The sequence below is a fragment of the Pseudomonas sp. JAI115 genome (genome assembly GCF_014200835.1).
Lineage (GTDB): Bacteria > Pseudomonadota > Gammaproteobacteria > Pseudomonadales > Pseudomonadaceae > Aquipseudomonas > Aquipseudomonas putida_A.
Genome location: NZ_JACHCY010000018.1, coordinates 73,503 through 96,948 on the forward strand (window position 1 = coordinate 73,503; position 23,446 = coordinate 96,948).

The 23,446-nt window shown below is 60.6% G+C and carries 21 protein-coding genes; 5 read left to right on the forward strand and 16 right to left on the reverse strand.

Annotated elements, in window-relative coordinates:
* On the forward strand, positions 1–330 hold a 330-nt coding region (locus tag HDC30_RS28995; protein ID WP_221303519.1), incomplete at its 5' end, for a hypothetical protein.
* Between the two features lie 240 nt (positions 331–570).
* Positions 571–966, forward strand: a complete 396-nt coding sequence (locus tag HDC30_RS26100; protein ID WP_183785750.1) for a DUF6124 family protein — start codon at positions 571–573, stop codon at positions 964–966.
* Positions 967–1,026: 60 nt separating this feature from the next.
* Here the strand turns inward: HDC30_RS26100 and HDC30_RS26105 are convergent, their stop codons facing one another.
* From HDC30_RS26105 to plsB, 4 genes are all read right to left on the reverse strand, one after another.
* A complete protein-coding gene (locus HDC30_RS26105) occupies positions 1,027–1,716 on the reverse strand; it encodes a DUF4197 domain-containing protein (protein WP_183785752.1) in 690 nt (229 codons plus the stop codon).
* Between the two features lie 21 nt (positions 1,717–1,737).
* Positions 1,738–2,136 (reverse strand): YbaY family lipoprotein, encoded by a 399-nt coding sequence (locus HDC30_RS26110; RefSeq protein ID WP_098967439.1) that lies wholly within the window; start codon positions 2,134–2,136, stop codon positions 1,738–1,740.
* 50 nt (positions 2,137–2,186) lie between these two features.
* On the reverse strand, positions 2,187–2,873 hold the full coding sequence (locus HDC30_RS26115) for a hypothetical protein (RefSeq protein WP_183785754.1): 687 nt from the start codon (positions 2,871–2,873) through the stop codon (positions 2,187–2,189).
* Positions 2,874–2,970: 97 nt separating this feature from the next.
* On the reverse strand, positions 2,971–5,469 hold the full coding sequence (plsB, locus tag HDC30_RS26120) for a glycerol-3-phosphate 1-O-acyltransferase PlsB (protein WP_183785760.1): 2,499 nt from the start codon (positions 5,467–5,469) through the stop codon (positions 2,971–2,973).
* A 237-nt stretch (positions 5,470–5,706) separates the two neighbouring features.
* Between plsB and HDC30_RS26125 the strand changes: the two genes are divergently transcribed.
* On the forward strand, positions 5,707–5,916 hold the full coding sequence (locus HDC30_RS26125) for a cold-shock protein (RefSeq protein ID WP_016771489.1): 210 nt from the start codon (positions 5,707–5,709) through the stop codon (positions 5,914–5,916).
* Between the two features lie 154 nt (positions 5,917–6,070).
* Here the strand turns inward: HDC30_RS26125 and HDC30_RS26130 are convergent, their stop codons facing one another.
* The 4 genes from HDC30_RS26130 to HDC30_RS26145 form a co-directional block, all read right to left on the reverse strand.
* The gene (locus HDC30_RS26130; protein ID WP_007964251.1) at positions 6,071–6,448 is read right to left on the reverse strand and encodes a hypothetical protein; all 378 of its coding nucleotides are present in this window, start codon (positions 6,446–6,448) and stop codon (positions 6,071–6,073) included.
* A 75-nt stretch (positions 6,449–6,523) separates the two neighbouring features.
* Positions 6,524–7,333, reverse strand: coding sequence for a putative RNA methyltransferase (locus HDC30_RS26135; RefSeq protein WP_183785761.1), 810 nt, complete (start codon positions 7,331–7,333; stop codon positions 6,524–6,526).
* Positions 7,333–8,484 carry a succinyl-diaminopimelate desuccinylase gene (gene dapE / locus HDC30_RS26140; RefSeq protein ID WP_103368420.1) on the reverse strand — a complete coding sequence of 384 codons (1,152 nt, stop codon included), beginning with the start codon at positions 8,482–8,484 and terminating at the stop codon, positions 7,333–7,335. Before dapE ends, HDC30_RS26135 begins: the two co-directional genes overlap by 1 nt.
* Before the next feature lie 216 nt (positions 8,485–8,700).
* A complete protein-coding gene (locus HDC30_RS26145) occupies positions 8,701–11,292 on the reverse strand; it encodes a glycosyltransferase (RefSeq protein WP_183785762.1) in 2,592 nt (863 codons plus the stop codon).
* Between the two features lie 381 nt (positions 11,293–11,673).
* Between HDC30_RS26145 and tcdA the strand changes: the two genes are divergently transcribed.
* Positions 11,674–12,492: a tRNA cyclic N6-threonylcarbamoyladenosine(37) synthase TcdA gene (gene tcdA / locus HDC30_RS26150; RefSeq protein WP_003222099.1), complete on the forward strand. Its 819-nt coding sequence runs from the start codon at positions 11,674–11,676 to the stop codon at positions 12,490–12,492.
* A 102-nt stretch (positions 12,493–12,594) separates the two neighbouring features.
* Here the strand turns inward: tcdA and HDC30_RS26155 are convergent, their stop codons facing one another.
* From HDC30_RS26155 to HDC30_RS26170, 4 genes are all read right to left on the reverse strand, one after another.
* Complete coding sequence (locus tag HDC30_RS26155) at positions 12,595–12,999, reverse strand: SufE family protein (RefSeq protein ID WP_103368418.1); 405 nt, start codon at positions 12,997–12,999, stop codon at positions 12,595–12,597.
* Entirely contained in the window at positions 12,996–14,201 is a 1,206-nt protein-coding gene (locus tag HDC30_RS26160; RefSeq protein WP_183785763.1) for an aminotransferase class V-fold PLP-dependent enzyme, read from the reverse strand. Before HDC30_RS26160 ends, HDC30_RS26155 begins: the two co-directional genes overlap by 4 nt.
* A 128-nt stretch (positions 14,202–14,329) precedes the next feature.
* The gene (gene dapD, locus HDC30_RS26165; protein WP_183785764.1) at positions 14,330–15,364 is read right to left on the reverse strand and encodes a 2,3,4,5-tetrahydropyridine-2,6-dicarboxylate N-succinyltransferase; all 1,035 of its coding nucleotides are present in this window, start codon (positions 15,362–15,364) and stop codon (positions 14,330–14,332) included.
* A 32-nt stretch (positions 15,365–15,396) separates the two neighbouring features.
* Complete coding sequence (locus tag HDC30_RS26170) at positions 15,397–15,759, reverse strand: ArsC family reductase (protein ID WP_003222107.1); 363 nt, start codon at positions 15,757–15,759, stop codon at positions 15,397–15,399.
* 279 nt (positions 15,760–16,038) lie between these two features.
* Between HDC30_RS26170 and HDC30_RS26175 the strand changes: the two genes are divergently transcribed.
* Entirely contained in the window at positions 16,039–17,670 is a 1,632-nt protein-coding gene (locus tag HDC30_RS26175) for a Na+/H+ antiporter (protein WP_183785765.1), read from the forward strand.
* Between the two features lie 21 nt (positions 17,671–17,691).
* Here HDC30_RS26175 and HDC30_RS26180 read toward each other — a convergent pair whose 3' ends face one another.
* From HDC30_RS26180 to HDC30_RS26195, 4 genes are all read right to left on the reverse strand, one after another.
* Positions 17,692–18,453: a hypothetical protein gene (locus HDC30_RS26180; protein ID WP_260320020.1), complete on the reverse strand. Its 762-nt coding sequence runs from the start codon at positions 18,451–18,453 to the stop codon at positions 17,692–17,694.
* 147 nt (positions 18,454–18,600) lie between these two features.
* The gene (locus tag HDC30_RS26185; RefSeq protein WP_183785766.1) at positions 18,601–19,293 is read right to left on the reverse strand and encodes a M12 family metallopeptidase; all 693 of its coding nucleotides are present in this window, start codon (positions 19,291–19,293) and stop codon (positions 18,601–18,603) included.
* 162 nt (positions 19,294–19,455) lie between these two features.
* Positions 19,456–20,655, reverse strand: a complete 1,200-nt coding sequence (gene dapC / locus HDC30_RS26190; protein WP_183785767.1) for a succinyldiaminopimelate transaminase — start codon at positions 20,653–20,655, stop codon at positions 19,456–19,458.
* A gap of 60 nt (positions 20,656–20,715) precedes the next feature.
* Entirely contained in the window at positions 20,716–23,418 is a 2,703-nt protein-coding gene (locus HDC30_RS26195; RefSeq protein WP_097086441.1) for a [protein-PII] uridylyltransferase, read from the reverse strand.
* Positions 23,419–23,446: the final 28 nt, after the last annotated feature.

A 23,446-nucleotide genomic window follows, 5' to 3' on the forward strand; every position in this document is an offset into this window, starting at 1 on the left:
ATGGCGGCCTATGAGCCGACCACTCTCCAACTGCCTGCACCCAATCCCGCTGTAGGAGTGAGCCTGCTCGCGATGGCGGTCTGTCAGCCGACCAATCTCCAACTGACCGCAGCCAATCCCATTGTGGGAGCTGGCTTGCCAGCGATGGCGGCCTATGAGCCGACCAATCTCCAACTGCCTGCACCCAATCCCACTGTGGGAGCTGGCTTGCCAGCGAAGAGGCCCGACCAGCCAGTCAACCTCTTTGATCTGTTTAAAAATGTTCCAGATAACCAGAACCTTCCCACAAGGTTTTCAGGTTGCCCGTCGGAAGCGCGATCTCTAGCCTGAGTCTGTCGCTGCCAATTCAGCGACCGGGTCTGCAAGCCCGCCGATAGTTTGTTAGGTACTGATCAGCGCCCCTATAATCGTGGCGCTTTTTAGCAGCCATCGTTTTATGGTGGCTGTGTGCGGGATACCTTTGGGTATGCCGAGGGCCTAACAACTCGGTCTTGCAGACCCGTGCACAGCTGCCACCCGTCATCTGCAAGTGATGGTGGTAGCTCCACTTGAATAGTTAGGAGTTCCACCATGTTCAAACACACCCCAAATCCCCCAGAATCCGAACCCGAAACCACCCCCGAACGGCCAACCGACCCCGTCTCGCCCTACGCCTTCCTCGATTCGCGCAAGCTCCACGACGCAGCCCTGCGTGCGCTCGATCACTACCTCCTGCCCCAGCCTGAAAAACAGCCCAAGCCCGTCAATCAGCCGAGCACAATCTTCACTGTCCTCCCCGAAGTCGATTCCGAGACCCTGCTGACCCATGCCTGTGAAACGCTGGCGTCGGCCAATGTCATGGCCAGTGAGTTGGCGTTTACCCTGAGCGGCCCGACGTGCAGTCAGCTGCTTGGCATTCAGCAGATGATTTCGCTCGCGGAGCTGTCGGTTAACCGCGTCCTCGATCAGGTCGATCCGCAAGGCTGACACGCAACAAAAAGCCCGCTGACCTTCACCGGTTCAGCGGGCTTTTTCGTGCGGCAAAAATTACAAAGTGCCGAACACTTTCTTCGCAAGGCCCGTCGCTGCAGCAGCCGGATTCTTGCGGATGGTTTCTTCCTGTTTGCCGATCATTTCGAACAGGCCATTGAGCGCTTGTTCGGTGACGTAGTTTTCGACGTTGGCGCTCTTTGCATCCACCACGCCGAGGGTCGCAGCCTGGCCGGCGAAGGCGTTGTACTTTTGTGCGACGCCGACTTTGTCGGTGGCTTGTTTGACGATGGGCAGGAACTTGGCGCGGATCTGCTCGCGGCTGGTCTTGTCCAGGTATTGGGTGGCCGAGTCAGTGCCGCCGCTGAGGATGCCCTTGGCGTTGGCCACGGTCATTTTCTTCACGGCGTCGACGAGGATCGGTTGGGCCTGGGTCACGGCGCTTTCTGCGGCCTTGTTCATCGCGGTTTCGAGTTCGTCGACCTGGGCGCCCATGCCGAAGGCTTTCATCTTGCCGGCGACTTTGCCGAGTTTGCCCGGCAGTTCGATTTTCACTTCCGGGTTGTTGCTGAAGCCGCCCGGGGTGCCGAGTTGTTTGACGGCGATTTGCGCGCCTTGGGTCAGGGCGTCCTTGAGGCCGCCGGTGGCGTCTTGTTGCGAGAGGTCGCTGAGCGACAGCGCCAGGGCGCTGGCAGAGATCATCAAGCCCGCGCACAGGCCGGCGAAGCGAAGGGTAGGGCGGAGCATGGCAGCTTCCTTGAAAGACAATTAGCGAATCGCGTCGACGCGGATTTTCAGCGGCTGCGGATCGTTGCCGTCCAGTTGCACGGCGTGGTTTTCGGTGGTGATGAACATCAACTCGCCGTTGACTTCGATGCGCGCGCTGACCGAGTAGCGGTGGCCGGGTTTGACCTGGGCCGGATCGTAACTCAAGTGGAACGGCAGCGGCACCTGGCCTTTGACCGGGCCTTTCTGTTCGTCGATGACCACCGCCGGTGCGTCGGCCAGCGACACGTCCTGCAGGCTCACGCTCAGGGTCGCGCTTGGTGGCAGGGCGATGCGTTGCAGGTAGAACACTTCGCCGTCGAGGCCGACTTTGCCGGCGGGGGTGGTCGACTGGCAGGCGCTCAACAGGGTGGCTGCGGCGAGAAGGGTGAGTTTTTTCATCGGGACCTCTGAGACGGTTGCGCCGGAAGAATCCCGGCGCCGAAGGAAATCTAGCGGATTTTGGTGCCAGCGTCAGTGAACAAACGTAAGGGTTTTCCCAGCCACTGCATTAATTTCTGAAACGACAGCGCGCTTGTGTTGGGCATCGCGGGAGCCAGTTCGACTTGTTCAGGCGAGATCACAAGACGCTGATGGTAGCGGTTTTCAATACCCGTCAGTGCATAGCGTTTACCGGGTATAACGCTGTCAGGATCATATTTCAGATAAAACCCGGAGACTGACTGTTCGTCCTGTTTGACATGCACCAGCTCAACTTCGGGAGACTCTGCTTCATGCAGACTGATGGTGACCGCTTCTTCTGGCGCAACAATTTCGGCTTCTTGAGCCTCGACATATAGAAAACCGATCGGGCTCAGGTGCAGGGTTTGCCGATGGGGAGTGTTGTTGACAGTGACGAAGTAGTCCTGCTCGATCAGCAAGGGTATTTGGTCATGAAGGATCTGCACATTGACTTGGTACCTGACGCCTACATCGCCGTAGTGATGAGGGAAGTCAAATTTCCAGCCGGCGTCGAAGATCGCAGCACGGTGCCAGTCCTTGATGTTAACAGGCGATTGGGAATTGAATACTTTGACGCTGACAATGGTTTCATTGACACCATCGGCAGGCGCATGGAATTCGGGCGGTAGGCGGAAGTCCAGGATTACTGCGCAATTTTCTTCGGTTAACAGGCTCATCTCGATATCCGTATCGTGATTGGTGGAGTGAGCCTATTAATCCATGAATCAACTAACGGGGCCATTGAAGTGCGCGCCCGTTAGTTGTCAGCAAGTTTCAGACTTGTGGTGTATCCGCTGTTTCGGCGGCATCTTCACTGCGATGCAAGGCCACTTGACGAATCGACAGGCGAATCTCCGCCGGCAACACCCGTTTGGCAGCGCCTTCGGCCAGTTCTCCGAGCAGTTCGTGGTAGCTCAGCTTGCCCGCTTCGTCGCGGCGCAGCACGTCGAGGTCGAGCAGGGTCTGGATGAAGTGGCGGAACAGGCTCTTGTCGAAGAACTCCGGGGCGTTCAAACCGTGGAGGATCGACAGGCGCTGGGCCATGACCGTACACAGGTCTTCCAGCTCTTCGGCGCTGATGCTGTTCTGGCCGCTGTTGAGCAGCAGGGACACGGTCATGTAGAAGCGCTGCAGGGTCTGCGCGATGCTCTTCGACAGCAGGGTCAGCAGCACAAAGTGCCGTGAACTTGGCGCCGGACGCATATACACGTCCTTCTCGAAACGCAGCAGGCCTTGCTCGACGAAGGCTTCCAGCCATTGATCGACCACGCCGTCCAGTTCTTCCAGCGACCAGCGAATGAACAGCTCCGCCTGCAGGTACGGATACAGCGCGCGGGTGTAACGCAGGATCTGTTCGCGGCTCATGCGCGAGGTGCTCTGGAAGAAGCTCGCCAGCAGCGCCGGCAAGGCGAAGATGTGCAGCACGTTGTTGCGGTAGTAGGTCATCAGGACGGCGTTCTGCTCGTCCAGATAGAGAATCTTGCCCAGCGCATCGTTTTGCTCGGACAGCAGATCCATGTCCTTCACATGCTCGATCAGCGCGCGACCATCGCCTTCCGGCAGGGTCGTGTGCGGCGAGTAAGGGACTTTGCGCAGCAGCGCCAGATACAGATCCAGCATCCGCTCCATGGCCCGATCGTCCAGTGCCAGGCGGGTGGTCGAGAGCAGCGCCAGCGCCACCAGGTTGACCGGGTTGATCGCCGCTGCTTCGTTCAAGTGCTGCGCGACTTTCTCGCCAAGGCGGTTGGTGGTCTCGTTGAGCCACGCCGGTTTGTACTGCGGGCCGAGTTCCTGCTGGCGCCAGTCTGGCTGTTCGCTGTCGAGGAATTCCGCGAGTTTGATCGGCTCGCCGAAGTTCACCGCGACCTGACCGAAGCGCTGCTTGAGCGCGCCGATGACTTTGAAGATGTCGAAGATCGACTCTTTCTTCTTGCTCGCGCCATGCAGTTCGCCGAGGTAGGTACGACCTTCCAGCACGCGCTCGTAACCGATGTACACCGGCACGAAAACGATCGGCATCCGCGACGAACGCAGGAAGCTGCGCATCGTGATCGCGAGCATCCCGGTTTTCGGTTGCAGCATGCGCCCGGTGCGCGAGCGGCCGCCCTCGACGAAGTACTCGACCGGGAAACCTTTGGTGAACAGGATATGCAGGTATTCGTTGAACACCGAGGTGTACAGCGGATTGCCCTTGAACGTGCGGCGCATGAAGAACGCGCCACCACGGCGCAGCAGGCTGCCGATCACCGGCATGTTCAGGTTGATTCCGGCGGCGATATGCGGCGGAGTCAGGCCGTTGCGAAACAGCAAGTACGACAGCAACAGGTAGTCGATGTGGCTGCGGTGGCATGGCACGTAGATCACTTCGTGACCCTGGGCGACCTTCTGCACGCCTTCGATGTGGTTGACCTTGATCCCGTCGTAGATCTTGTTCCAGAACCAGCTCAGCACCACTTCGAGAAAACGGATCGCGGTGTAGGTGTAGTCCGAGGCGATCTCGTTGCCGTAACGCAGGGCCTGGGCCTTGGCTTTTTCCGGGGAGATGTTCTCGCGCTCGGCTTCGTCGAGGATCGCTTGCTTGACCAAGGGCTGGTTGAGCAGGCCCTTGACCAGGTTACGGCGGTGGGAAATGTCCGGGCCGATGACGGCGGCTTTCAGATTGCGGAAGTGCACGCGCAGGATGCGCTGGGCCATGCGCACGGTGCGTTCGTGGCCCTTGTTGTGTTCGATCAGTTCGCGCAGGTGGATCGGCGCGGAGAACTGCACGCGAGTCTTGCGCCCCAGAACGATGATGCTCAGCAGTCGGCGCAAGCGCCCGGTGACCGCCCAGCTGTCGGCAAACAGCAGCTTCCACGGACTGTTTTCGCTGTCCGGCGACTGTCCCCAGAACACGCTGACCGGAATGATCTGCGCGTCTTCGGCGGCGTTCTGGGTCAGGGCGCTGACCAGGCGGGTCAGGGTCGGCGGTGCGCCGCGCTTGTCCTGACGACCGAGCCAGTCCGGATCCGGCGTCAGATAGAAAAACGCCGCCGGTTCGATCAACGGCCCCACCGACACCGGCAGCACCGGACGCGGCAGACCGGCCTTGCTGCACTCGGTGTCGACCACCGCCAGATCGGTGAGCGAAGGGTTTTGCAGGACGTAGAACACCGGACGACTGCGGTCGAGGTTGAGGGTGAACGACGACTGGTTGATCGTCTCGGAGCGAACCCAGAGGTACAACAGTCGGCGCAAGGTGCCAAACACAAGACGGCGGAACGGGGAACGGGTCATACGGCTTCTGCGTGAGTGAATAAAACCGAGCGTTTGCTCGGGAGGTCGACAGTTTGCCGTATTCACCGAAAATCGGCAAAAAAGCGGCGAAGTAATCTCCTGTTGAGACTTTTTGCGCCTGTCATATACTCGGCAATCTGTCGCCGGGGCCCTTTATGGACGTCGGGCGCAGTCTGACGTTCCGCAAAGGCTTTCCTGCGAAAAGCCTGTTCAATAATAAAAAAGGAGTATGAACAGATGGCAACACGTGAAACCGGCAATGTGAAGTGGTTCAACGACGCCAAGGGCTACGGCTTCATTCAGCGCGACGACGGGGTGGACGTGTTCGTGCACTACCGCGCGATTCGCGGTGAGGGGCATCGCTCGCTGACTGAAGGTCAGCAGGTTGAGTATGCGGTGATTACTGGCGAGAAGGGTTTGCAGGCTGAGGATGTGGTCGGTCTGTAACACAACCCTCCAAAACATCCCAAAACCACTGTGGGAGCGGGCTTGCTCGCGAATGCGTCGTGTCATTCAGCACATGTGTAGCTGATACACCGCATTCGTCGGAACGCCGCCCGGAGCAAGCCCGCTCCCACATTTGGATCTGCGTTGACTGTTGTTACGCGGTTTTCCAGGTGATTTCTTCTTCACCGTCGGCGCTGATGCGAATCCAGCGATCCGCCGTTTCCTCACCTTCTTCCTCGACCCACGTGCCCGGTGCGCAACGCACCTCGACGTTCAGCGCGGCAAAGGCTGCACGGGCGCAGGCGATGTCGTCGTCCCATGGAGTCGCATCGCTTTCCAGGTACAGGCTGTTCCACTTGCCCACGGCTTTCGGCAGCCAGGTCACCGGGATGTTGCCGGCCTTGCACTTGTAGGTCTGGCCTTTCTGTACCCAGTCGCTGCACGGGCCCAGAGCCTCACCGAGCCAGGCGGAAATCGCCTTGTGGTCGACGTCGGCGTCTTTCAGGTAAATCTCGATATCCGGTTGGCGCATGGATGTCCTCACTGCGGGTCTGAAAAATCCATTCGCGGATTTAGCCGGCCCCGGGCACTTGCCCGAGACCAAAAGTTATTGAAGAACGAAATAATCGTAGCGCATCGATACGGTGGTCACGAACGGCTCGGCCTGTTCGATCACGGCGGCGCGGCGTTCGGCACTGGCGCGCCAGCCGTGGGGCGTCATCGCCAGCAGGTTGGCGCGATCCTCGGGCTTGTCCAGCGTCAGTTTGAATTCCAGAGTTTCGCTGTGCGCCAGCGCCATGCCTTCCGGCACCAGGGCCAGATGCTTGTCGTCGGTGTATTCGCGCACTTCGTCGTACAGACGTTCGCGCAGTTCCATCAGGTGGCCGCTGGTCGGGCCGACCTTCATCAGGCCGCCGCCGACGCTGAGCAGGCGCTTGGCTTCTGCCCAGTCCAGAGGGCTGAAAACGCTGGCGAGAAACTGGCAACTGCCCGACGCCAATGGCACGCGGGCCATGCTGGCGATCAACCAGGTTAGCGACGGATTACGTTTGCAGGCGCGTTTCACCGCCTCGCGGGAGATGTCCAGCGCGTAGCCATTGGCATCCGGCAAGGCATCGGCAATCTGCGCGGTGTAGTAACCCTCACCGCAACCGATATCGACCCAGCGTGCCGGCGCATAACCCGCCGCCAGCTCGGCCAGACGCTTGGCCACTGGCGCGTAATGCCCGGCATTCAGGAAGTCGCGGCGCGCCTCGACCATCGCCTGATTGTCGCCAGGGTCACGGCTGTTCTTGTGCTGCACCGGCAACAGATTCAGGTAGCCCTGACGCGCACGGTCGAAGCGGTGGCCTGCGGGGCAGACCACGCCGTTGTCGACGCTGTTCAGCGGTTCACTGCAGATCGGGCACGCGAGCATCAGGCGAGCAACTTGATCAGGGTCTGGTAGTAGATCTCGGTCAGCACGTCGAGATCGGCCGCCAGCACACGCTCGTTGACCTGGTGGATGGTCGCGTTGACGGGGCCCAGTTCAACAACCTGCGTGCCCATGGTCGCGATGAAGCGGCCATCGGAAGTGCCGCCGCTGGTCGATGCCTTGGTCTCGCGGCCGGTGATGTCCTTGATGCTCGACGACACCGCGTCGAGCAGCGCGCCCGGCTCGGTGAGGAACGGCAGGCCGGACAGCGCCCAGTCGATGTGCCAGTCCAGACTGTGTTTGTCGAGGATGTCGGCCACGCGTTTCTGCAGGCCTTCGACGGTGGATTCGGTGGAGAAGCGGAAGTTGAACACCGCCACCAGATCACCCGGGATCACGTTGGTCGCGCCGGTGCCGGAGTTGAGGTTGGAAATCTGGAAACTGGTCGGCGGGAAGAAATCGTTGCCATGATCCCAGTGCTCGGCGGCCAGCTCGGCCAGCGCCGGAGCGGCGAGGTGGATCGGGTTCTTCGCCAGATGCGGGTAGGCCACGTGACCCTGCACACCGCGCACGGTGAGCTTGGCGCCCAGCGAGCCGCGACGACCGTTTTTCACCACGTCACCGACCAGCGTGGTGCTAGACGGTTCGCCGACGATGCACCAGTCCAGACGTTCCTTGCGCGCCACCAGACGTTCCACCACCGCTTTGGTGCCGTGGTGCGCCGGGCCTTCTTCGTCGCTGGTGATCAGGAACGCGACCTTGCCCTTGTGGTTCGGGTAGTCGGCGACAAAGCGCTCGGCGGCGACGGTCATCGACGCCAGGCTGCCTTTCATGTCCGCTGCGCCACGGCCGCAGAGCATGCCGTGTTCATCGATCACCGCGTTGAACGGGTCGATCTGCCAGGCGGTCACCGGACCGGTCGGCACCACGTCGGTGTGGCCGGCGAAGCACAGCACCGGGCCGTCGTCGTTGCCGTGGGTGGCCCAGAAGTTGTCCACGTCCTCGATGCGCATCGGCTCGAGGGTGAAACCGGCATCGCCCAGGCGCTGCATCATCTGCTTCTGGCAATCGGCGTCGACCGGCGTCACGGACGGACGGCGGATCAGGTCGATGGCGAGTTGAAGGGTCGGCGAAAGGTCGGCGTGGGCCGTCATGGAAAACTCCGGAGTCATGAATGTGGGCGCGGACTAACAATGTGGGAGCGAGCCTGCTCGCGAATGCGGTGTATCAGTCAACATAATCGGTGAATGTTACAAAGCCTTCGCGAGCAGGCTCGCTCCCACAGGGATTAGAGGAGTGCCCCGCAAAATGGCGGTTATCTTAAAGCAAAACGGCGACCATTGGCCGCCGTTTAGTGGATCAAAGAGGAATTAGACGACAGGCGCCGGTTCAGGCGCTGTCGCAGGTTTTGGCAGCGACGAGAGGAACGCCATGATCAGCGCGGCCAGGTATGGCAGCGACTGCACCAGCAGCATTGCGACCCAGAAGCGCATGTCGTTGCTCGGAATGCCCTGCACCAGGTAGATCCCCAGCGCCGCGCCCCACAACAGCAGCATGATGAACAGCTCTTCGCGAGCTTCGGAAATCGCCACCCAGAAGCCATGGTTGTCGGCGTTTTTCGGCGTGCGGAAGAACGGAATGCTGCTGGTGAAGAAGCCGTACAACACCGCTTTGGCGATGGTGTGCGACAACGCCAGTCCGGCCAGTGCGGCGCAGAACGCATCCTTGAGGTTCACGCCGACGGCGCGACGGTAGAGGAAGATGATCTTGCCGACCTTGAACACGAACAGCGCCAATGGTGGGATGGCGAAAATCAGCAGCGGCGGATCGACCCGTTGCGGCACGATGATCATCGCCGCCGACCACAACAGCGCGCCGACGGTGAAGAAGATGTTCATGCCGTCCGCGACCCACGGCAACCAGCCCGCGAGGAAGTGGTAACGCTGGCCACGGGTCAGTTCGGTGTCCTTGCCGCGCAGCAGGCTGCGGGTGTGGCGCTTGATGATCTGGATCGCGCCATAGGCCCAGCGGAAACGCTGCTTCTTGAAGTCGATGAAGGTGTCCGGCATCAGACCCTTGCCGTAACTTTCGTGGTAATACGCTGCCGACAGACCTTTCTCGAACACGCGCAGACCCAGCTCGGCGTCTTCACAGATGCACCAGTCGGCCCAGCCCAGCTCTTCCAGAACCGAACGGCGGGTCATGGTCATGGTGCCGTGCTGAATGATCGCGTCGCGGTCGTTACGGGTGACCATGCCGATGTGGAAGAAGCCTTTGTATTCGGCGTAGCAGAGCTTCTTGAAGGTACTTTCGTTCTGGTCGCGATAGTCCTGCGGCGACTGCACCACGGCGATTTTCGGATCGGCGAAGTGCGGCACCATGTGCTTGAGCCAGTTCGGATGCACGCAGTAGTCGGAGTCGATCACCGCGATCACTTCGGCGTCCTTGGCGGTGTGCGGAATCAGGTAGTTCAGCGCACCGCCCTTGAACCCGGCCAGTGGTGATACGTGGAAGAACTTGAAGCGCGGGCCGAGGGTTGCGCAGTAGTCGCGCACCGGCTCCCAGACGGCCGGGTCTTTGGTGTTGTTGTCGATGATCAGGACTTCGTAGTCCGGGTAATCGAGGGCGGCCAGGGCGTCGAGGGTCTGTTTGACCATCTCCGGCGGCTCGTTGTAGCACGGTACGTGGATCGAGACTTTCGGTCTGTAGTCCGAATCGCCCACCACCGGCAGGAATTCACGCCGGCGCTTGTGGGTCCAGACCGCTTCGGCCAGTTCATGCGCTTCGGTCAGCAGCACGATGAACACCCCGAGCGCACCCAGTGCCAGGAGGAAACCCACCGTCAGGCTGAACCACGTGCTGTATTGCTGGCTGTAGTCGTAACCGATCCACACCAGCACCGAACCGCAAAGGAATGCGATAAAGGTCAGGAAGGTGCGGCCACGCTGGCGCAGGGCCGAGCCGTCGATCATCAGCAGGGTCAGCGACAGCAGCGCCAGCACCACCGAACCGATGGCCAGCACGCGCCATTGCGGGATGGCGACGACCGGGCCTTCGAAGTTGAATTTCTGCTGGCGGGCGGCGTTGAACACGCCCCAGTAGGCGCCCACCGAACCTTCGTCACTGGCCTTCCACGGCTGGTCGAACGCTTCGATCACGAAGTAGTTGAAGCCTTGGCGGTTGAGCTTGTTGACCAGTGTGCGCAGGTAGATCGCCTGATCCGCTGGCGACGCATCGGCGCCACCGCGCATGCGCCCGTTGCTCGGCCAGCCGACTTCGGACAGCAGCAGCGGCTTTTTCGGGAACAGCTTTTTCAGGTCACGGGCGCGGTCGAAGACGAACTGTCCGGCCTTGTCCACGGGGATGAATTCCCAGTACGGCAGCACGTGCGCAGCGATCAGGTCAACGTGCTTGGCCAGTTCCGGGTGTTCTTCCCAGACGTGCCACTGCTCGGAGGTGGTCACCGGCACTTTCACCGCCGCGCGCACCCGATCCAGCAGCACGCTCAGTTGCTCGGCAGTGATTTCCTTGCGGAAGATCGCCTCGTTACCGACCACCACACGAACCACGCTGCGCGAGGTGTTGGCCAGTTCGATGGCGCGCTGGATCTCGCGCTCGTTGCGTTCCTGATCGGGGCTGATCCAGATCCCGAGGGTCACGCGCAGACCGAACTCTTCCGCCAGTTTCGGGATGTCCTGCAGCGAACCGTCGACCGAGTAGATGCGGATGTTGTCCGTCAGCTTGCTCATGATCTCCAGGTCACGGCGCATTTCGTCGTCAGTCGGATACTGATCCTTCTGTGGGAATTGGCCCTGCTGGAATGGCGAATAAGAGAAACCGGAGATCTGCTCCGGCCAGTTGGGCGCGGAGACCGGGCGATTGATCAGCGCCCAGAAACCGGTGAACAGGGCGGCGATTGCCAGAACCACCACCAGGTTGAGACCAAATTTACGCGATGACATAGCTATTTCGGGTTCCAAAGGCTGTGGAACGAAGGAACGGATCGGCTTACGCCAAAAGGGCGCGAATCCTACACCGGCAGTTCACTGCTCGTACACCGGGCAGGAAAATGCCTGACATTGGGCAGTCCAACCTGATTTAAGTTCTTTAGTAACAGCTTGTAAGAGAAAACTTTGTTGTTTAGTTATAGCAATTCCCAGTGGCGAGGGAGCTTGCTCCCGCTGGACTGCGAAGCAGGCCGCTTTTCAAGGGCCGCTTCGCGACCCGGCGGGAGCAAGCTCCCTCGCTACAAGGTTCGTGCAAACGGCTGCGTTCACCGTTCATAGCGTCAAAGATGCTCTTGGCCGCCGACGGCCCTATAATGCGCGCCGGTTTTTGGGGTAATGGTCATGAGTACAGAAGATCCGCGGTTTGCAGGCATCGCCCGTTTGTATGGCATCGAGGGCCTTGAGCGCCTGCGTGCGGCCCATGTGGCGATTGTCGGCGTCGGTGGCGTCGGTTCCTGGGCAGCGGAGGCCATGGCCCGTTGCGGCGTCGGCGAGATTTCGCTGTTCGACCTCGACGACGTCTGCGTCAGCAACGCCAACCGCCAGTTGCACGCGCTGGACAGCACCGTCGGCAAGCCCAAGGTCGAGGTGATGGCCGAGCGTCTGCGCGGGATCAACCCGGACTGCACGGTGCACGCGGTGGCGGACTTCGTGACGCGCGACACCATGGCCGAATACATCACGCCGAACATCGATTGCGTGATCGACTGCATCGACGCGGTCAACGCCAAAGCTGCGCTGATCGCCTGGTGCAAACGCCGCAAGATCCAGATCATCACCACCGGCGGTGCGGGTGGGCAGATCGATCCGACGCTGATTCAGGTCTGCGACCTCAACCGCACGTTCAACGACCCGCTGGCCTCGAAAGTGCGTTCGACGTTGCGTCGCGACTATGGCTTCTCGCGTACCGTGACTCGCCATTACAGCGTGCCGTGTGTGTTCTCCACCGAACAACTGCGCTATCCGAAACCGGACGGCAGCATCTGTTTGCAGAAGAGTTTTGTCGGCGACGGGGTGAAGCTCGACTGCGCTGGCGGGTTTGGCGCGGTGATGATGGTCACGGCGACGTTCGGCATGGTCGCGGCGACCAAGGCGGTGGACAAGATTGTGGCGGGTGTGCGGCGGCCAGCGGATCGGGTGAAGCCTCAGGTTTGATTCTGGGGCTGATGGCCTCATCGCGAGCAGGCTCACTCCTACAGGGGGACGCATTCCAATTGTAGGAGTGAGCCTGCTCGCGATGGCTGCGAAGCAGCCGCTTTATTTAGCCAACTCATTCATCCGCTGGAGCACGGCATTCAAGCCATTACTGCGCGACGGCGACAACTGCCGCGAAAGTCCCAGCTGATTGAACCACTCGGGCAAATCCACCTGCCGCAACTCGGCAGCGCTCAAGCCGTTGACCCGCAACAGCAGCAACGCCACCAACCCACGAATCATCCGCGCATCGCTGGCAGCGCTGAACTGCCAGTGACCGTCCTGCAACTCACCCACCAGCCACATTTGGCTCTCACAGCCATGCACCCGGTTGGCTTCGCATTTGTCCGCGTCATCCAGCGGCGGCAGACGATCGCCAAACTGCATCAGCAATCGCGCCCGTTGTTCCCAACCGGCAGCGTTCTGAAAGGTCAACAATGCTTCGGCAGCGGCGAGCGGCAGGCTCATCGCAGCAACTCCAGGGCCTGATCCAGCGCTTCGAAGAAACGCTCCAGATCCTCGGAGTCGTTGTACAGCGCCAGTGACACGCGAATAGCCCCGGCCAGTTCGAAGCTTTTCAGCAACGGCATGGCGCAGTGATGCCCGGCGCGCACGGCGATACCTTGCTCGGTCAGCAAGTGCGCCAGATCGGCGTTGTGCACGCCCTCGACGACGAAACTCGCCAGCGCCAATTGCGGCTTGCCCAGCAGACGAATGCCGTTGCGCGCGGCCAGGCCTTGCAGCAGGTAAGCGTGCAGCGCAGCTTCGTGGGCCGACACCGCGTCCTGATCCAGGCCAGCCAGATAATCGAGGGTTGCGCCGAGGCCGATCACGCTGGCAATCGGCGGCGTGCCCGCCTCGAAACCCAGCGGGGCAGGGCGGAAGCGTGCATCGTGATAGTTGGCTTCCAGCACCATTTCGCCGCCGAACTGCCATGGCTGCAGTTGCTCAAGCGCCTTATTGCGCCCGAACAGCACGCCGAGACCATCGGGGCCGTACAGCTTGTGGCTGGAAAACACATAGAAGTCGCAACCCAGCGCCTGCACGTCGTGGCGACCGTGCACCACACCTTGTGCGCCATCGACCACGGTCAGCGCGTTCTGCGCCCTGGCCATCGCCAGCAGCGCCGGTAACGGTTGCCAGGCACCGAGCACGTTGGACAGCTGACTGACCGCCAGCAAGCGAGTGCGCGGGGTGATCAGACGCACAGCGGCGCCGAGGTCGATCACGCCGTCGGCGTCCAGCGGCAGGATCACCAGTTTCAGCTCGCGACGCTGCGCCAGTTGCTGCCACGGCAGCAGGTTGGCATGATGCTCCAGGGCGCTGATGACAATTTCATCGCCCGGGTGGAAAAGATGTTCCAGGCCATATGCCAGGAGATTCAGCGCACTGGTGGCGCCATGGGTGAAGATGATCTGCCCGCTGTCACCGGCATTCAGCCACTGGGCAACCTTGAGCCGACTGTCTTCGAACGCCTGCGTCGCGTGCGCGCCGGGCAGATGCTGCGCACGGTGCACATTGGCTGCGCCGTTGGCGTAGTAATGCGTTAGTGCGTCGAGCAGGGCCTGGGGTTTTTGCGTGGTGGCGGCGTTGTCCAGATAGGTCTGGTCTTGCCGTTGCAGGGCGGCGATGGCCGGAAAGTCGGCGCGCCAGGGGGAGGGAATCATCATCTGTTCAGCCCTGTGAACTTGGGCGGGGTGTACACAAGACACTGTGGGAGCGAGCCTGCTCGCGAAGCTTTTTGCGACCTCAAGGACGCCTTCGCGAGCAGGCTCGCTCCCACAAGTGCCTGCGGCACTTAGTTGTGAGCGTGCAGCGCTTCGTTCAGCTCGATCGCCGATTTGTGGGTCTTGCACTCCACGGCACCGGTTTCCGAATTGCGACGGAACAGCAGGTCGGTCTGACCGGCCAGCTCGCGCGCCTTTACAACCTTGACCAGATTGTTGTGCTCGTCCAGCAGCGCGACCTTGGTGCCGGCGGTCACGTACAGGCCCGACTCGACGGTGTTGCGGTCGCCCAACGGAATACCGATACCAGCGTTGGCGCCGATCAGGCAGCCTTCGCCGACCTTGATCACGATGTTGCCGCCGCCCGACAGGGTGCCCATGGTCGAGCAGCCGCCGCCCAGGTCCGAACCCTTGCCGACGAATACGCCAGCGGAAACGCGGCCTTCGATCATGCCCGGGCCTTCGGTGCCGGCGTTGAAGTTGATGAAGCCTTCGTGCATTACGGTGGTGCCTTCGCCCACGTAAGCGCCCAGACGCAGACGTGCCGCGTCAGCGATACGCACGCCGGCCGGCACCACGTAGTCGGTCATTTTCGGGAACTTGTCCACCGAGAACACTTCCAGCAGTTCGCCGCGCAGACGCGCTTCCAGTTGCATTTCGGCCAGTTCGCTCAGGTCGATTGCACCCTGGCTGGTCCAGGCCACGTTCGGCAGCAGCGGGAAGATCCCGACCAGGCTTACGCCGTGTGGCTTGACCAGACGATGCGACAGCAGGTGCAGCTTGAGGTACGCCTCAGGCGTCGAGGTCAGCTGTGCGTCTTCGGCCAGCAGGGTGGCGACCAGTGGCTTGTGGCTCTCGGCCAGACGGGTCAGCAGCTTGCCTTGAACGGCGTCGATGCCTTTGACTGCTTCAGCCAGTTGCGCAGCCTGTGCAGTGGTGAAGGTGATGGCCTGGTTGCCTTCGGTGTAACCGAGGATCGGCGCAACAGCGGCGACCAGTTCGGCCGACGGGTTGAGCAGCGGCTGGGCGTAGAACACTTCCAGCCAGGCGCCTTGACGGTTTTGCGTGCCGACACCAAAGGCGATGCTGAACAGAGAGTTGGACATGTGAATACCTCTAGCAATAAGTGACGGGCTGCTTACTTGAGTGCGGCCGCGTAGATGTCTGGCTTGAAGCCAATCAGGGTTCGGTCACCGAGATCGAGCACCGGGCGCTTGATCATCGAGGGTTGAGCGAGCATCAGTTCGATGGCTTTCGACTGGTCGAGATCGGCTTTACGTTCGTCGTCGAGTTTGCGAAAGGTCGTGCCTGCACGGTTCAACACCGTTTGCCAGCCGTGCTCGTCACACCATTGGGTCAGGTGCTCACGGTCGATACCGGCGGTTTTGTAGTCGTGGAAGTCGTAGCTGACAGCGTGTTCATCGAGCCAGGTGCGCGCCTTCTTCATGGTGTCGCAGGCTTTGATGCCGAAAAGGTGCAACGTTTTACTTGAAACGGTCAAGGAATCGCCCCCTTTACAGGTGCTGGAAAAAAATGGTGTCGGATTATGCCATGACCAAAGCGTTTCGTCGGCCACGGTTGTCGTAACGCTGCAAAACCTGTGGGAGCGAGCCTGCTCGCGAAGGGGTCATGACAGGCAATATCTCTGTTGAAGGAGACACCGCATTCGCGAGCAGGCTCGCTCCCACGAGGGCAGTGCGACATAGGTGCAAACGCCAGACGCATCCTAAGCGGCTAATATGGCAGTTCAACGCTGTCGATTGTCTGAGATTTCCGCTTTATGCAAACCGCTTATACCGTCCTGATCCTGCTGATGCTGGTCAGCGTCTCCCGGCTGGTCGGACGGGTCATCCCGCTGCCGCTGCCCCTCGTGCAAATCGCCGCCGGTGCCTTGCTGGCCTGGCCGACACTGGGCCTGCACGTCGCGCTGGACCCCGAATTGTTCCTGTTTCTGTTCCTGCCCCCGCTGCTGTTTTCCGACGGTTGGCGCATGCCCAAACGCGAGTTCTGGCATCTGCGCGGGCCGATCCTGACGCTGGCGGTTGGCCTGGTGCTGTTCACCGTGGTCGGCGCCGGGTACTTCATTCACTGGCTGTTGCCGAGCATTCCGCTGCCGGTGGCCTTCGCGCTGGCCGCCGTGCTCTCGCCGACCGACGCCGTGGCGGTCTCGGCGATCTCGCAGAACCGCTTGCCGACACCGCTGATGCACATCCTGCAAGGCGAGGCGTTGATGAACGATGCCTCGGGTCTGGTGACGTTCAAGTTTGCCTTGGTGGCGGCGGTGACCGGGGTGTTCTCGCTGGCCAATGCCAGCCTGACGTTCGTACTGGTGGCGGTCGGGGGCTTGGCCGTCGGCGTCGCGCTGAGCTGGCTGGTCGGGCGCTTGCGCGCGTGGATGATTACCCGGGGCTGGGACGATCCGGCCACTCACGTGGTGTTCATGTTGCTGCTGCCGTTCGCCGCCTATGTATTGGCCGAGCGACTGGGCGCTTCGGGGATTCTTTCGGCTGTCGCGGCGGGGATGATGCAGAGCTGGCTCGATCTGCTGCCGCGGCAGACCAGCACCCGGCTGCTCAATCGCAGCGTCTGGTCATTGCTCGAGTTTGCCTTCAACGGCCTGATCTTTCTGCTGCTGGGTCTGCAATTGCCGGACATCATCAAGGCCGTGGTCAGCCACGAACCGACGTTGTGGCCGACGCTGCTGTACCGTGGCCTCGACGTGGTGGCGATTTTCCTCGCGCTGGTGCTGTTGCGCTTTATCTGGGTACAGAGCATCTGGCGTCTGTCGGTACTGCTGCGACGGCTGCGCGGCAAGGGCGACCTGACGCAAGTGCCGACCGCGCGATCCTGCTGGTTGCTGACTGTCGGCGGAGTGCGCGGGGCGGTGACGCTGGCCGGTGTGATGTCGGTGCCGATGTTGATGGGTAGCGAGGCGTTCCCCGAGCGCGATCTGCTGATCTTCATCGCCGCCGGGGTGATTCTGTTGTCGCTGATTTGCGCCTGCATCGCCCTGCCGTTGCTGCTGCGTGGCATCGAGAAAAGCCCGGACGACAAGCGCCGCCAGGAAGTGCGCGACGCGTGGCGCAAGACCGCCGAGGCGGCGATCCATGCGCTGGAAACCGAAGAGGTCGGCCCGCAGGATGCGGCGCAGGCCGCGCTCTCGGCGGAACTCAAGGCGCGGATCATGTCCGAGTATCGTCATCAGCTCGACGTGTTCAATGATTCGGCCGAAGCCCAGGCGCTGGCGTTCCAGATGGATCTGCTGGAACGCCGCTTGCGCTTGAAGGCGTTGCGGGCGCAGCGCCTGGAGTTGTATAGCCTCAGTCGTCAGCACCAGATCGGTGATGACGTGTTGCGCGAGGTTTTGGCAGACCTGGATTTAAGCGAAGCGAATCTGGGGCAGATCAAATAGCCCGACACGGACCTGATGCGCTCACTCACTCGCGGGGCAGGGATAAGCGTTCGCCATGAAGATTTTGTCCTTTTCGCTGAGATCCAGATTAATGAAGAGCTGGAAGTCTCCGATGGTCCAGGACTGGCTGATGCGATAGTGCATGATCGACTTTGGATCGTATTCCGAATAAATGCTTTCGTCGGGATTGCCGCGGTCAAAGTACCAGTCGTGCAGGCGTTTGCGCGTCACTCTGGCCTGGGAGTCGTCTTCTTCCGGGTCGGCGGTGATTCCAAATTGTGCATAGATGGCTGGCTTGTCCCAGGGAATGTCTGCCGTGGGATTGGTCTGTTCATGCTCCGCGCCCAGCATGTGACCGAACTCATGCATGACGTTGGCTGCGAAGTAACGTGGCAGACTCGGATGCGGCCACAGTGTCATGGTCGGCTCATCGGGATGTAGCAGAGCATCCGTGCCGATCAGGGAGGAAAAGGTTCCTTCCTGACTGAGTATGCGGATGTCGCCCACTTCACCTTCAACGAAATCGAATTTCAAGTTGATGTGCGGCAACCAGTTGCTGGCAGCGGCAATGGTCGCGTCCTTGAATTCCTGCGTGCCGTTGAGGAAGGCGATGCGAAGAGTGCTGCCGGGAGTCCAGAATTTTGCCGGATTGTTTTTAGCCCACATATTACTGAACCTCCGAAGTGCATTTGATGTTGCGGGAGGTGCGTATGGTTTCGGTTTTTTTGTTTGGCTGAAGCCGGATTGAGTGCATAACTGAACATCCATGTTTTCGTTCGTCATATGTAACTTCTCGGGTTGCTTGTTGTTCCCGGAAAGTCGCTTTGAATGAAGGATGCTAGTTGCTGCGCTTGGGCAGGTAAATTGGATATGTGTACGATTTTATGACGGATTACCGTGCCAACAGAACTGGCACGGTAAAGATGTGATTCAACGTGGGTAAATCAACCGCATGAGCTGTTTGTCTTTATCACTGATTTCGCGATTGATCGGATTCGCCCAATTGCCAAGCGTCAAATTGTTGGGAACAGGATGGTGCATGATGGATTTTCGATCGTATGGCAAGTAAAGCGCGTCGGCATCGTCAAAAGGCGTAAATATATTGTCGTCAACTTCGCCTCGCGACAGTGGATTCATCGGTCTGTTCTGGTAGTAGTTGTAAACATTTTCTTTATTCCAGGGGATTTGCGCCTTGGGGTGCTGGTGTTCGTGCATCGCGCCGAGTGCGTGGCCAAACTCGTGGATGACGACCGTCTCGAAGTCTTCGTGTTCGGGGTCGATGCCAAGGTTCATGGTTGGCGTGTCAGGAAACATATCCAGTGCATCGGTACCCAGAAATGAACTGTTCACCACACCCTCGGTGGCGATTCGGATCTCACCCTCTACGCCTTCAACGAACTCAAACTTCAAACTGATATAAGGAAGCCATTTTCCGGCGGCGGCAATGATTTTATTTTTGTGTTCCTGAGTTGGGTTGTCCATGAAAGCTATTTTTAGAGTGTGTCGGCTTGGCCAAAGTTTGTCGTAGTGTACCAGCGAGCGTTTTTTTCGGCTGTTGTTAAGGGCGCTGGATTTGAGTTCTTTAGCCGGTTTTTGCAGCGTGCAATATTGAAAGTTGTCCATGCTTTGTCTTGCTCCTTGATTTGTCTTTGTGGTTGTTTTGCGCATGCAAAAACCACTGCGCGAGATTAAGCTTCGGGCAGTGTCTGGAATAGTCGTAAAGTGGTTTTAAATGTAACTTGAGAGGTATGTCCGTGCCAGATGACTGGCACGGACATTAAAAACTCAGTGTTGGCGGGTGATGAAGTCGCGGATCCGTTCTGCAGCTTCAACACATTCAGCCAAAGGCGCAACCAGTGCCATGCGCACGCGCCCGGCGCCCGGATTCACGCCGTCGACCTCGCGCGACAGGTACGAGCCTGGCACGACAGTCACATGTTCCTGCTCGAACAGGTCGCGGCAGAATGCGGCATCGTCACCGGCCACGTTCGGCCAGAGGTAGAAGCTGCCGTCCGGACGCTGTACGTCCATCACCGGGCTGAGAATTGCCAGCACTGCGTCGAACTTCTCGCGGTACAGCGCACGGTTGGCGCGTACATGCACTTCGTCATTCCACGCCGCAACGCTGGCCAGTTGGGTTTGCACCGGCATCGCGCAACCGTGGTAGGTGCGGTACAGCAGGAAACCCTTGAGGATATCCGCGTCACCGGCGACGAACCCGGAGCGCAGGCCCGGCAGGTTGGAGCGCTTGGACAGGCTGTGGAACACCACGCAACGCTTGAAGTCCTTGCGGCCCAGTTCGACGCAGGCGCTGAGCAGGCCCGGCGGCGGGGTCTGTTCGTCGAAGTACAGTTCGCTGTAGCACTCGTCGGCGGCGATCACGAAGTCGTATTCGTCGGCCAGGGCGATGAGTTTTTTCAGTACATCAACCGGGATCAGCGCGCCGGTCGGGTTGCCTGGCGAGCACAGGAACAGGATCTGGCAGCGTTTCCAGATGTCTGGCGACACGGCGTCGAAATCCGGGTTGAAGCCGTTTTCGTCCAGGCACGGCAGGTAGTGCGGCTTGGCTCCGGCGAGGAACGCTGCGCCTTCGTAGATCTGATAGAACGGGTTCGGGCTGATCACCAGTGCATCGTCGCCACGGTTGACCACGGTCTGGGTGAAGGCGAACAGCGCTTCGCGGGTACCGTTGACCGGCAGCACATTGCGCGCCGGATCAATCCAGCCGCTCGGCACGCCAAAACGACGTTCGCACCAGCCGGCGATGGCTTCGCGCAGGGCCGGGATGCCGAGGGTGGTCGGATACACCGCCATCTGATCCAGATTGTTCGCCAGCGCTTCGGCGACAAAGCCTGGCGAGCGATGTTTCGGCTCGCCGATCGACAGGGCGATCGGGCGTTTGTCCGGGTTCGGCGTGACCGTGCCAAGCAGCGCGCGGAGTTTTTCGAACGGGTAGGGCTGGAGCTGGTTCAGAGCGTTGTTCATGGGGGGCCTCGTTCAATGTGGGAGCGAGCAAGCCCGCTCCCACAGGGGGGAATTGCTGGATCAAATACTGATGCGCGAAAGCTTGATATCCGGTTCCTGATTGACGCTCAGTTGCTCGACGATTGCGTCCTGCAGGCGACTGCACAGCAGCGGGTCGGAGAGCGGCTGGTTGTGGGCGTCGGTGATGAAGAACACGTCTTCTACGCGTTCGCCCAGGGTCGCAATCTTGGCGTTCTGCAGCGACAGGTCGAACTCGAGGAAGATCCCGCCGATCCGTGCCAGCAGGCCCGGGCGATCCGGTGCCGTCAGTTCCAGCACTGTCACCGGACGCTGGGCGTCGTTGTGGATCGTCACCTGCGGCGCGAAGGCGAAGTGCTTGAGCTGGCGCGGCACCCGGCGCTGGATGATCGTCGGGTAGTCGTCGGGGTTACGCAGGGCGTCGGTCAGGCCGTCGCGAATCTGTTTGACCCGCGCCGGGTTGTCGCCGATCGAGTCGCCGTCGGTGTCGAGCACGATGTAGGTGTCGAGGGTGAACTGGCTGCTCGACGTGATGACCCGGGCGTCGTGAATGTTCAGGTTGAGCTGGTCCATCGCGGCCACGGTTACGGCGAAGAAGTCGTGCTGGTCCGGGGCGTAGATGAAGATCTGCGTGCCGCCCTCGAACTCGCGCTGGGTGGTTTCCTTGATCAGCACCAGCGGACCGCCATCGGCCGGCTGCTGCAGGATCGCGTCACTGTGCCAGGCCACATCGCCGGCTGTGTGACGCAGGAAATAGTCATCGCCCAACTGTGCCCACAACTGCTCGACATCGTCCGGATCAGTGCCACCGCGCACGAGGATGTCCAGCGCCGCACTCTGGGTCTGGCGGATCTGCTCTTCGCGATCCACCGGGTTTTCCAGGCCACGGCGCAGAGCGCGTTTGGTCTCGGTGTAGAGCTGGCGCAGCAGGCTGGCGCGCCACGAATTCCAAAGCGTCGGGTTGGTCGCGTTGATGTCGGCCACGGTAAGCACATACAGGTAATCCAGACGGGTTTCGTCGCTGACGATCTGCGCGAAGTCGTGGATCACCTGTGGATCGGACAGATCCTTGCGCTGCGCGGTGGTCGACATCACCAGATGGTTCTGCACCAGCCAGACGATCAGGCGGCTGTCCCACAGCGGCAACTGATGGCGCTGGCAGAACGCTTCGGCATCGACCGCGCCGATGTCGGAGTGGTCGCCATGCCGGCCCTTGCCGATGTCGTGATACAGGCCGGCCATGTAGATCAGTTCGGGCTTGGGCAGTTTGGCCATTAGCTTGGCGGCCAACGGGAATTTTTCCGACACCTGGGTGTACTGCAACTTACGCAGGTGCTTGATCAGGTTCAGCGTGTGCGCATCGACCGTATAGATGTGGAACAGGTCGTGCTGCATCTGCCCGACGATGAAACCGAACTCCGGCAGATAGCGCCCGAGGATGCCGTAACGGTTCATCCGGCGCAGGTTGCGGTGTACACCGATCTTGCACTTGAACAGCTCGATGAACAGGCTGGTGTTGCGGATATCGTTGCGGAAGTTGTCGTCGATCAGGTGCCGGTTCTCGCGCAGCAGACGAATGGTGTCGGCGCGCACGCCTTTGATTTCCGGCTGCTGGGCCATCAGCACGAAGATCTCGAGCATGGCGAACGGCGTGCGGCGGAACACGTTGTCGTTGCGTGCTTCGATGTAGCCGTCGTGCAGCTGGAAGCGCGAGTTGATCGGCTGCGGCGGTGCTTCGTCTTCCGGGGCGAGGATGACTTCCTCGAAGTGCTGGATGATCAGGTCGCTGAGCTGGGCGATGCTCATGACCACGCGGAAGTACTGCTGCATGAAGTTTTCGACGGCCTGTTTGGCGTCGTCGCCTTCAAAACCGAGCAGGCCGGCGATGGTCCGTTGATGATCGAACAAGAGGCGGTCTTCCGAGCGCCCGGCGAGCATGTGCAGGGCGTAACGCACTTTCCAGAGGAATTCCTGGGACGACGCCAACAGGGCGTTTTCGCTCTCGACCAGGAAACCTTCACCGGCGAGGGCGCGCAGGTTCAGGGTGCCGTACTGACGCCGGGCCACCCACAGAATCGTCTGGATATCCCGCAGGCCGCCGGGCGAGCCTTTGACGTTGGGTTCCAGGTTGTATTCGGTGTCGTTGTATTTGTGGTGACGGGCCTTTTGCTCGGCGCGTTTGGCCAGGAAAAACTCCTTGGCCGGCCACATGTGCGCGGTGCTGGTGACATCGAGCATGCGCTGGCGCAGGCGTTCGGGGCCGCAGATGGTGCGGCTTTCCATCAGGTTGGTGACCACCGTCAGGTCGGCGCGGGCCTCTTCGGCGCATTCGTCGACCGAGCGTACGCTCTGACCGACTTCCAGGCCGATGTCCCACAGCAGCGTCAGAAAACGCTCGATGGAATCGCGGAAGACTTCGTGATCGGCGCTGTCCAGCAGGATCAGCAGGTCGATGTCGGAATAGGGGTGCAACTCACCCCGGCCGTAGCCGCCGACCGCGACCAGCGCGATGTCGGCGTCTTCGCTCCAGTTGAACTGCTCCCAGGCTTTTTGCAGGATGTTGTCGACGAACCACGCACGGTCTTCGATCAGTCGGCGGATGTCGCGGCCGCTGCGAAAACGCGTGTCGAGGACCTCGCGCGCCTGGCGGATCGCCTTCTTGAACGCCGCGATGGGACTCGCTTTCAGGGCCAGTTCCGCCTGGAACTGGCCGCGGTCGAAGAGTTCGGGATCCACCTGCGGCATCGATTGGCTTTCCTTCTATAAGGCTGGA

What these genes read in the sequence shown, in the direction of transcription:
- HDC30_RS26155 (WP_103368418.1), bottom strand. Translation starts at nt 12,999, where the DNA reads ATGAGCCTGCCGCTCGCCGCTGCCGAAGCATTGTTGACCTTTCAGAAC.
- HDC30_RS26130 (WP_007964251.1), bottom strand. Translation starts at nt 6,448, where the DNA reads ATGCGCCAACCGGATATCGAGATTTACCTGAAAGACGCCGACGTCGAC.
- dapD (WP_183785764.1), bottom strand. Translation starts at nt 15,364, where the DNA reads ATGTCCAACTCTCTGTTCAGCATCGCCTTTGGTGTCGGCACGCAAAAC.
- HDC30_RS26185 (WP_183785766.1), bottom strand. Translation starts at nt 19,293, where the DNA reads ATGGACAACTTTCAATATTGCACGCTGCAAAAACCGGCTAAAGAACTC.
- HDC30_RS26135 (WP_183785761.1), bottom strand. Translation starts at nt 7,333, where the DNA reads ATGCTCGCGTGCCCGATCTGCAGTGAACCGCTGAACAGCGTCGACAAC.
- HDC30_RS26105 (WP_183785752.1), bottom strand. Translation starts at nt 1,716, where the DNA reads ATGCTCCGCCCTACCCTTCGCTTCGCCGGCCTGTGCGCGGGCTTGATG.
- HDC30_RS26110 (WP_098967439.1), bottom strand. Translation starts at nt 2,136, where the DNA reads ATGAAAAAACTCACCCTTCTCGCCGCAGCCACCCTGTTGAGCGCCTGC.
- tcdA (WP_003222099.1), top strand. Translation starts at nt 11,674, where the DNA reads ATGGTCATGAGTACAGAAGATCCGCGGTTTGCAGGCATCGCCCGTTTG.
- dapE (WP_103368420.1), bottom strand. Translation starts at nt 8,484, where the DNA reads ATGACGGCCCACGCCGACCTTTCGCCGACCCTTCAACTCGCCATCGAC.
- HDC30_RS26115 (WP_183785754.1), bottom strand. Translation starts at nt 2,873, where the DNA reads ATGAGCCTGTTAACCGAAGAAAATTGCGCAGTAATCCTGGACTTCCGC.
- HDC30_RS26175 (WP_183785765.1), top strand. Translation starts at nt 16,039, where the DNA reads ATGCAAACCGCTTATACCGTCCTGATCCTGCTGATGCTGGTCAGCGTC.
- dapC (WP_183785767.1), bottom strand. Translation starts at nt 20,655, where the DNA reads ATGAACAACGCTCTGAACCAGCTCCAGCCCTACCCGTTCGAAAAACTC.
- HDC30_RS26195 (WP_097086441.1), bottom strand. Translation starts at nt 23,418, where the DNA reads ATGCCGCAGGTGGATCCCGAACTCTTCGACCGCGGCCAGTTCCAGGCG.
- plsB (WP_183785760.1), bottom strand. Translation starts at nt 5,469, where the DNA reads ATGACCCGTTCCCCGTTCCGCCGTCTTGTGTTTGGCACCTTGCGCCGA.
- HDC30_RS26100 (WP_183785750.1), top strand. Translation starts at nt 571, where the DNA reads ATGTTCAAACACACCCCAAATCCCCCAGAATCCGAACCCGAAACCACC.
- HDC30_RS26160 (WP_183785763.1), bottom strand. Translation starts at nt 14,201, where the DNA reads ATGATGATTCCCTCCCCCTGGCGCGCCGACTTTCCGGCCATCGCCGCC.
- HDC30_RS26180 (WP_260320020.1), bottom strand. Translation starts at nt 18,453, where the DNA reads ATGACGAACGAAAACATGGATGTTCAGTTATGCACTCAATCCGGCTTC.
- HDC30_RS26125 (WP_016771489.1), top strand. Translation starts at nt 5,707, where the DNA reads ATGGCAACACGTGAAACCGGCAATGTGAAGTGGTTCAACGACGCCAAG.
- HDC30_RS26145 (WP_183785762.1), bottom strand. Translation starts at nt 11,292, where the DNA reads ATGTCATCGCGTAAATTTGGTCTCAACCTGGTGGTGGTTCTGGCAATC.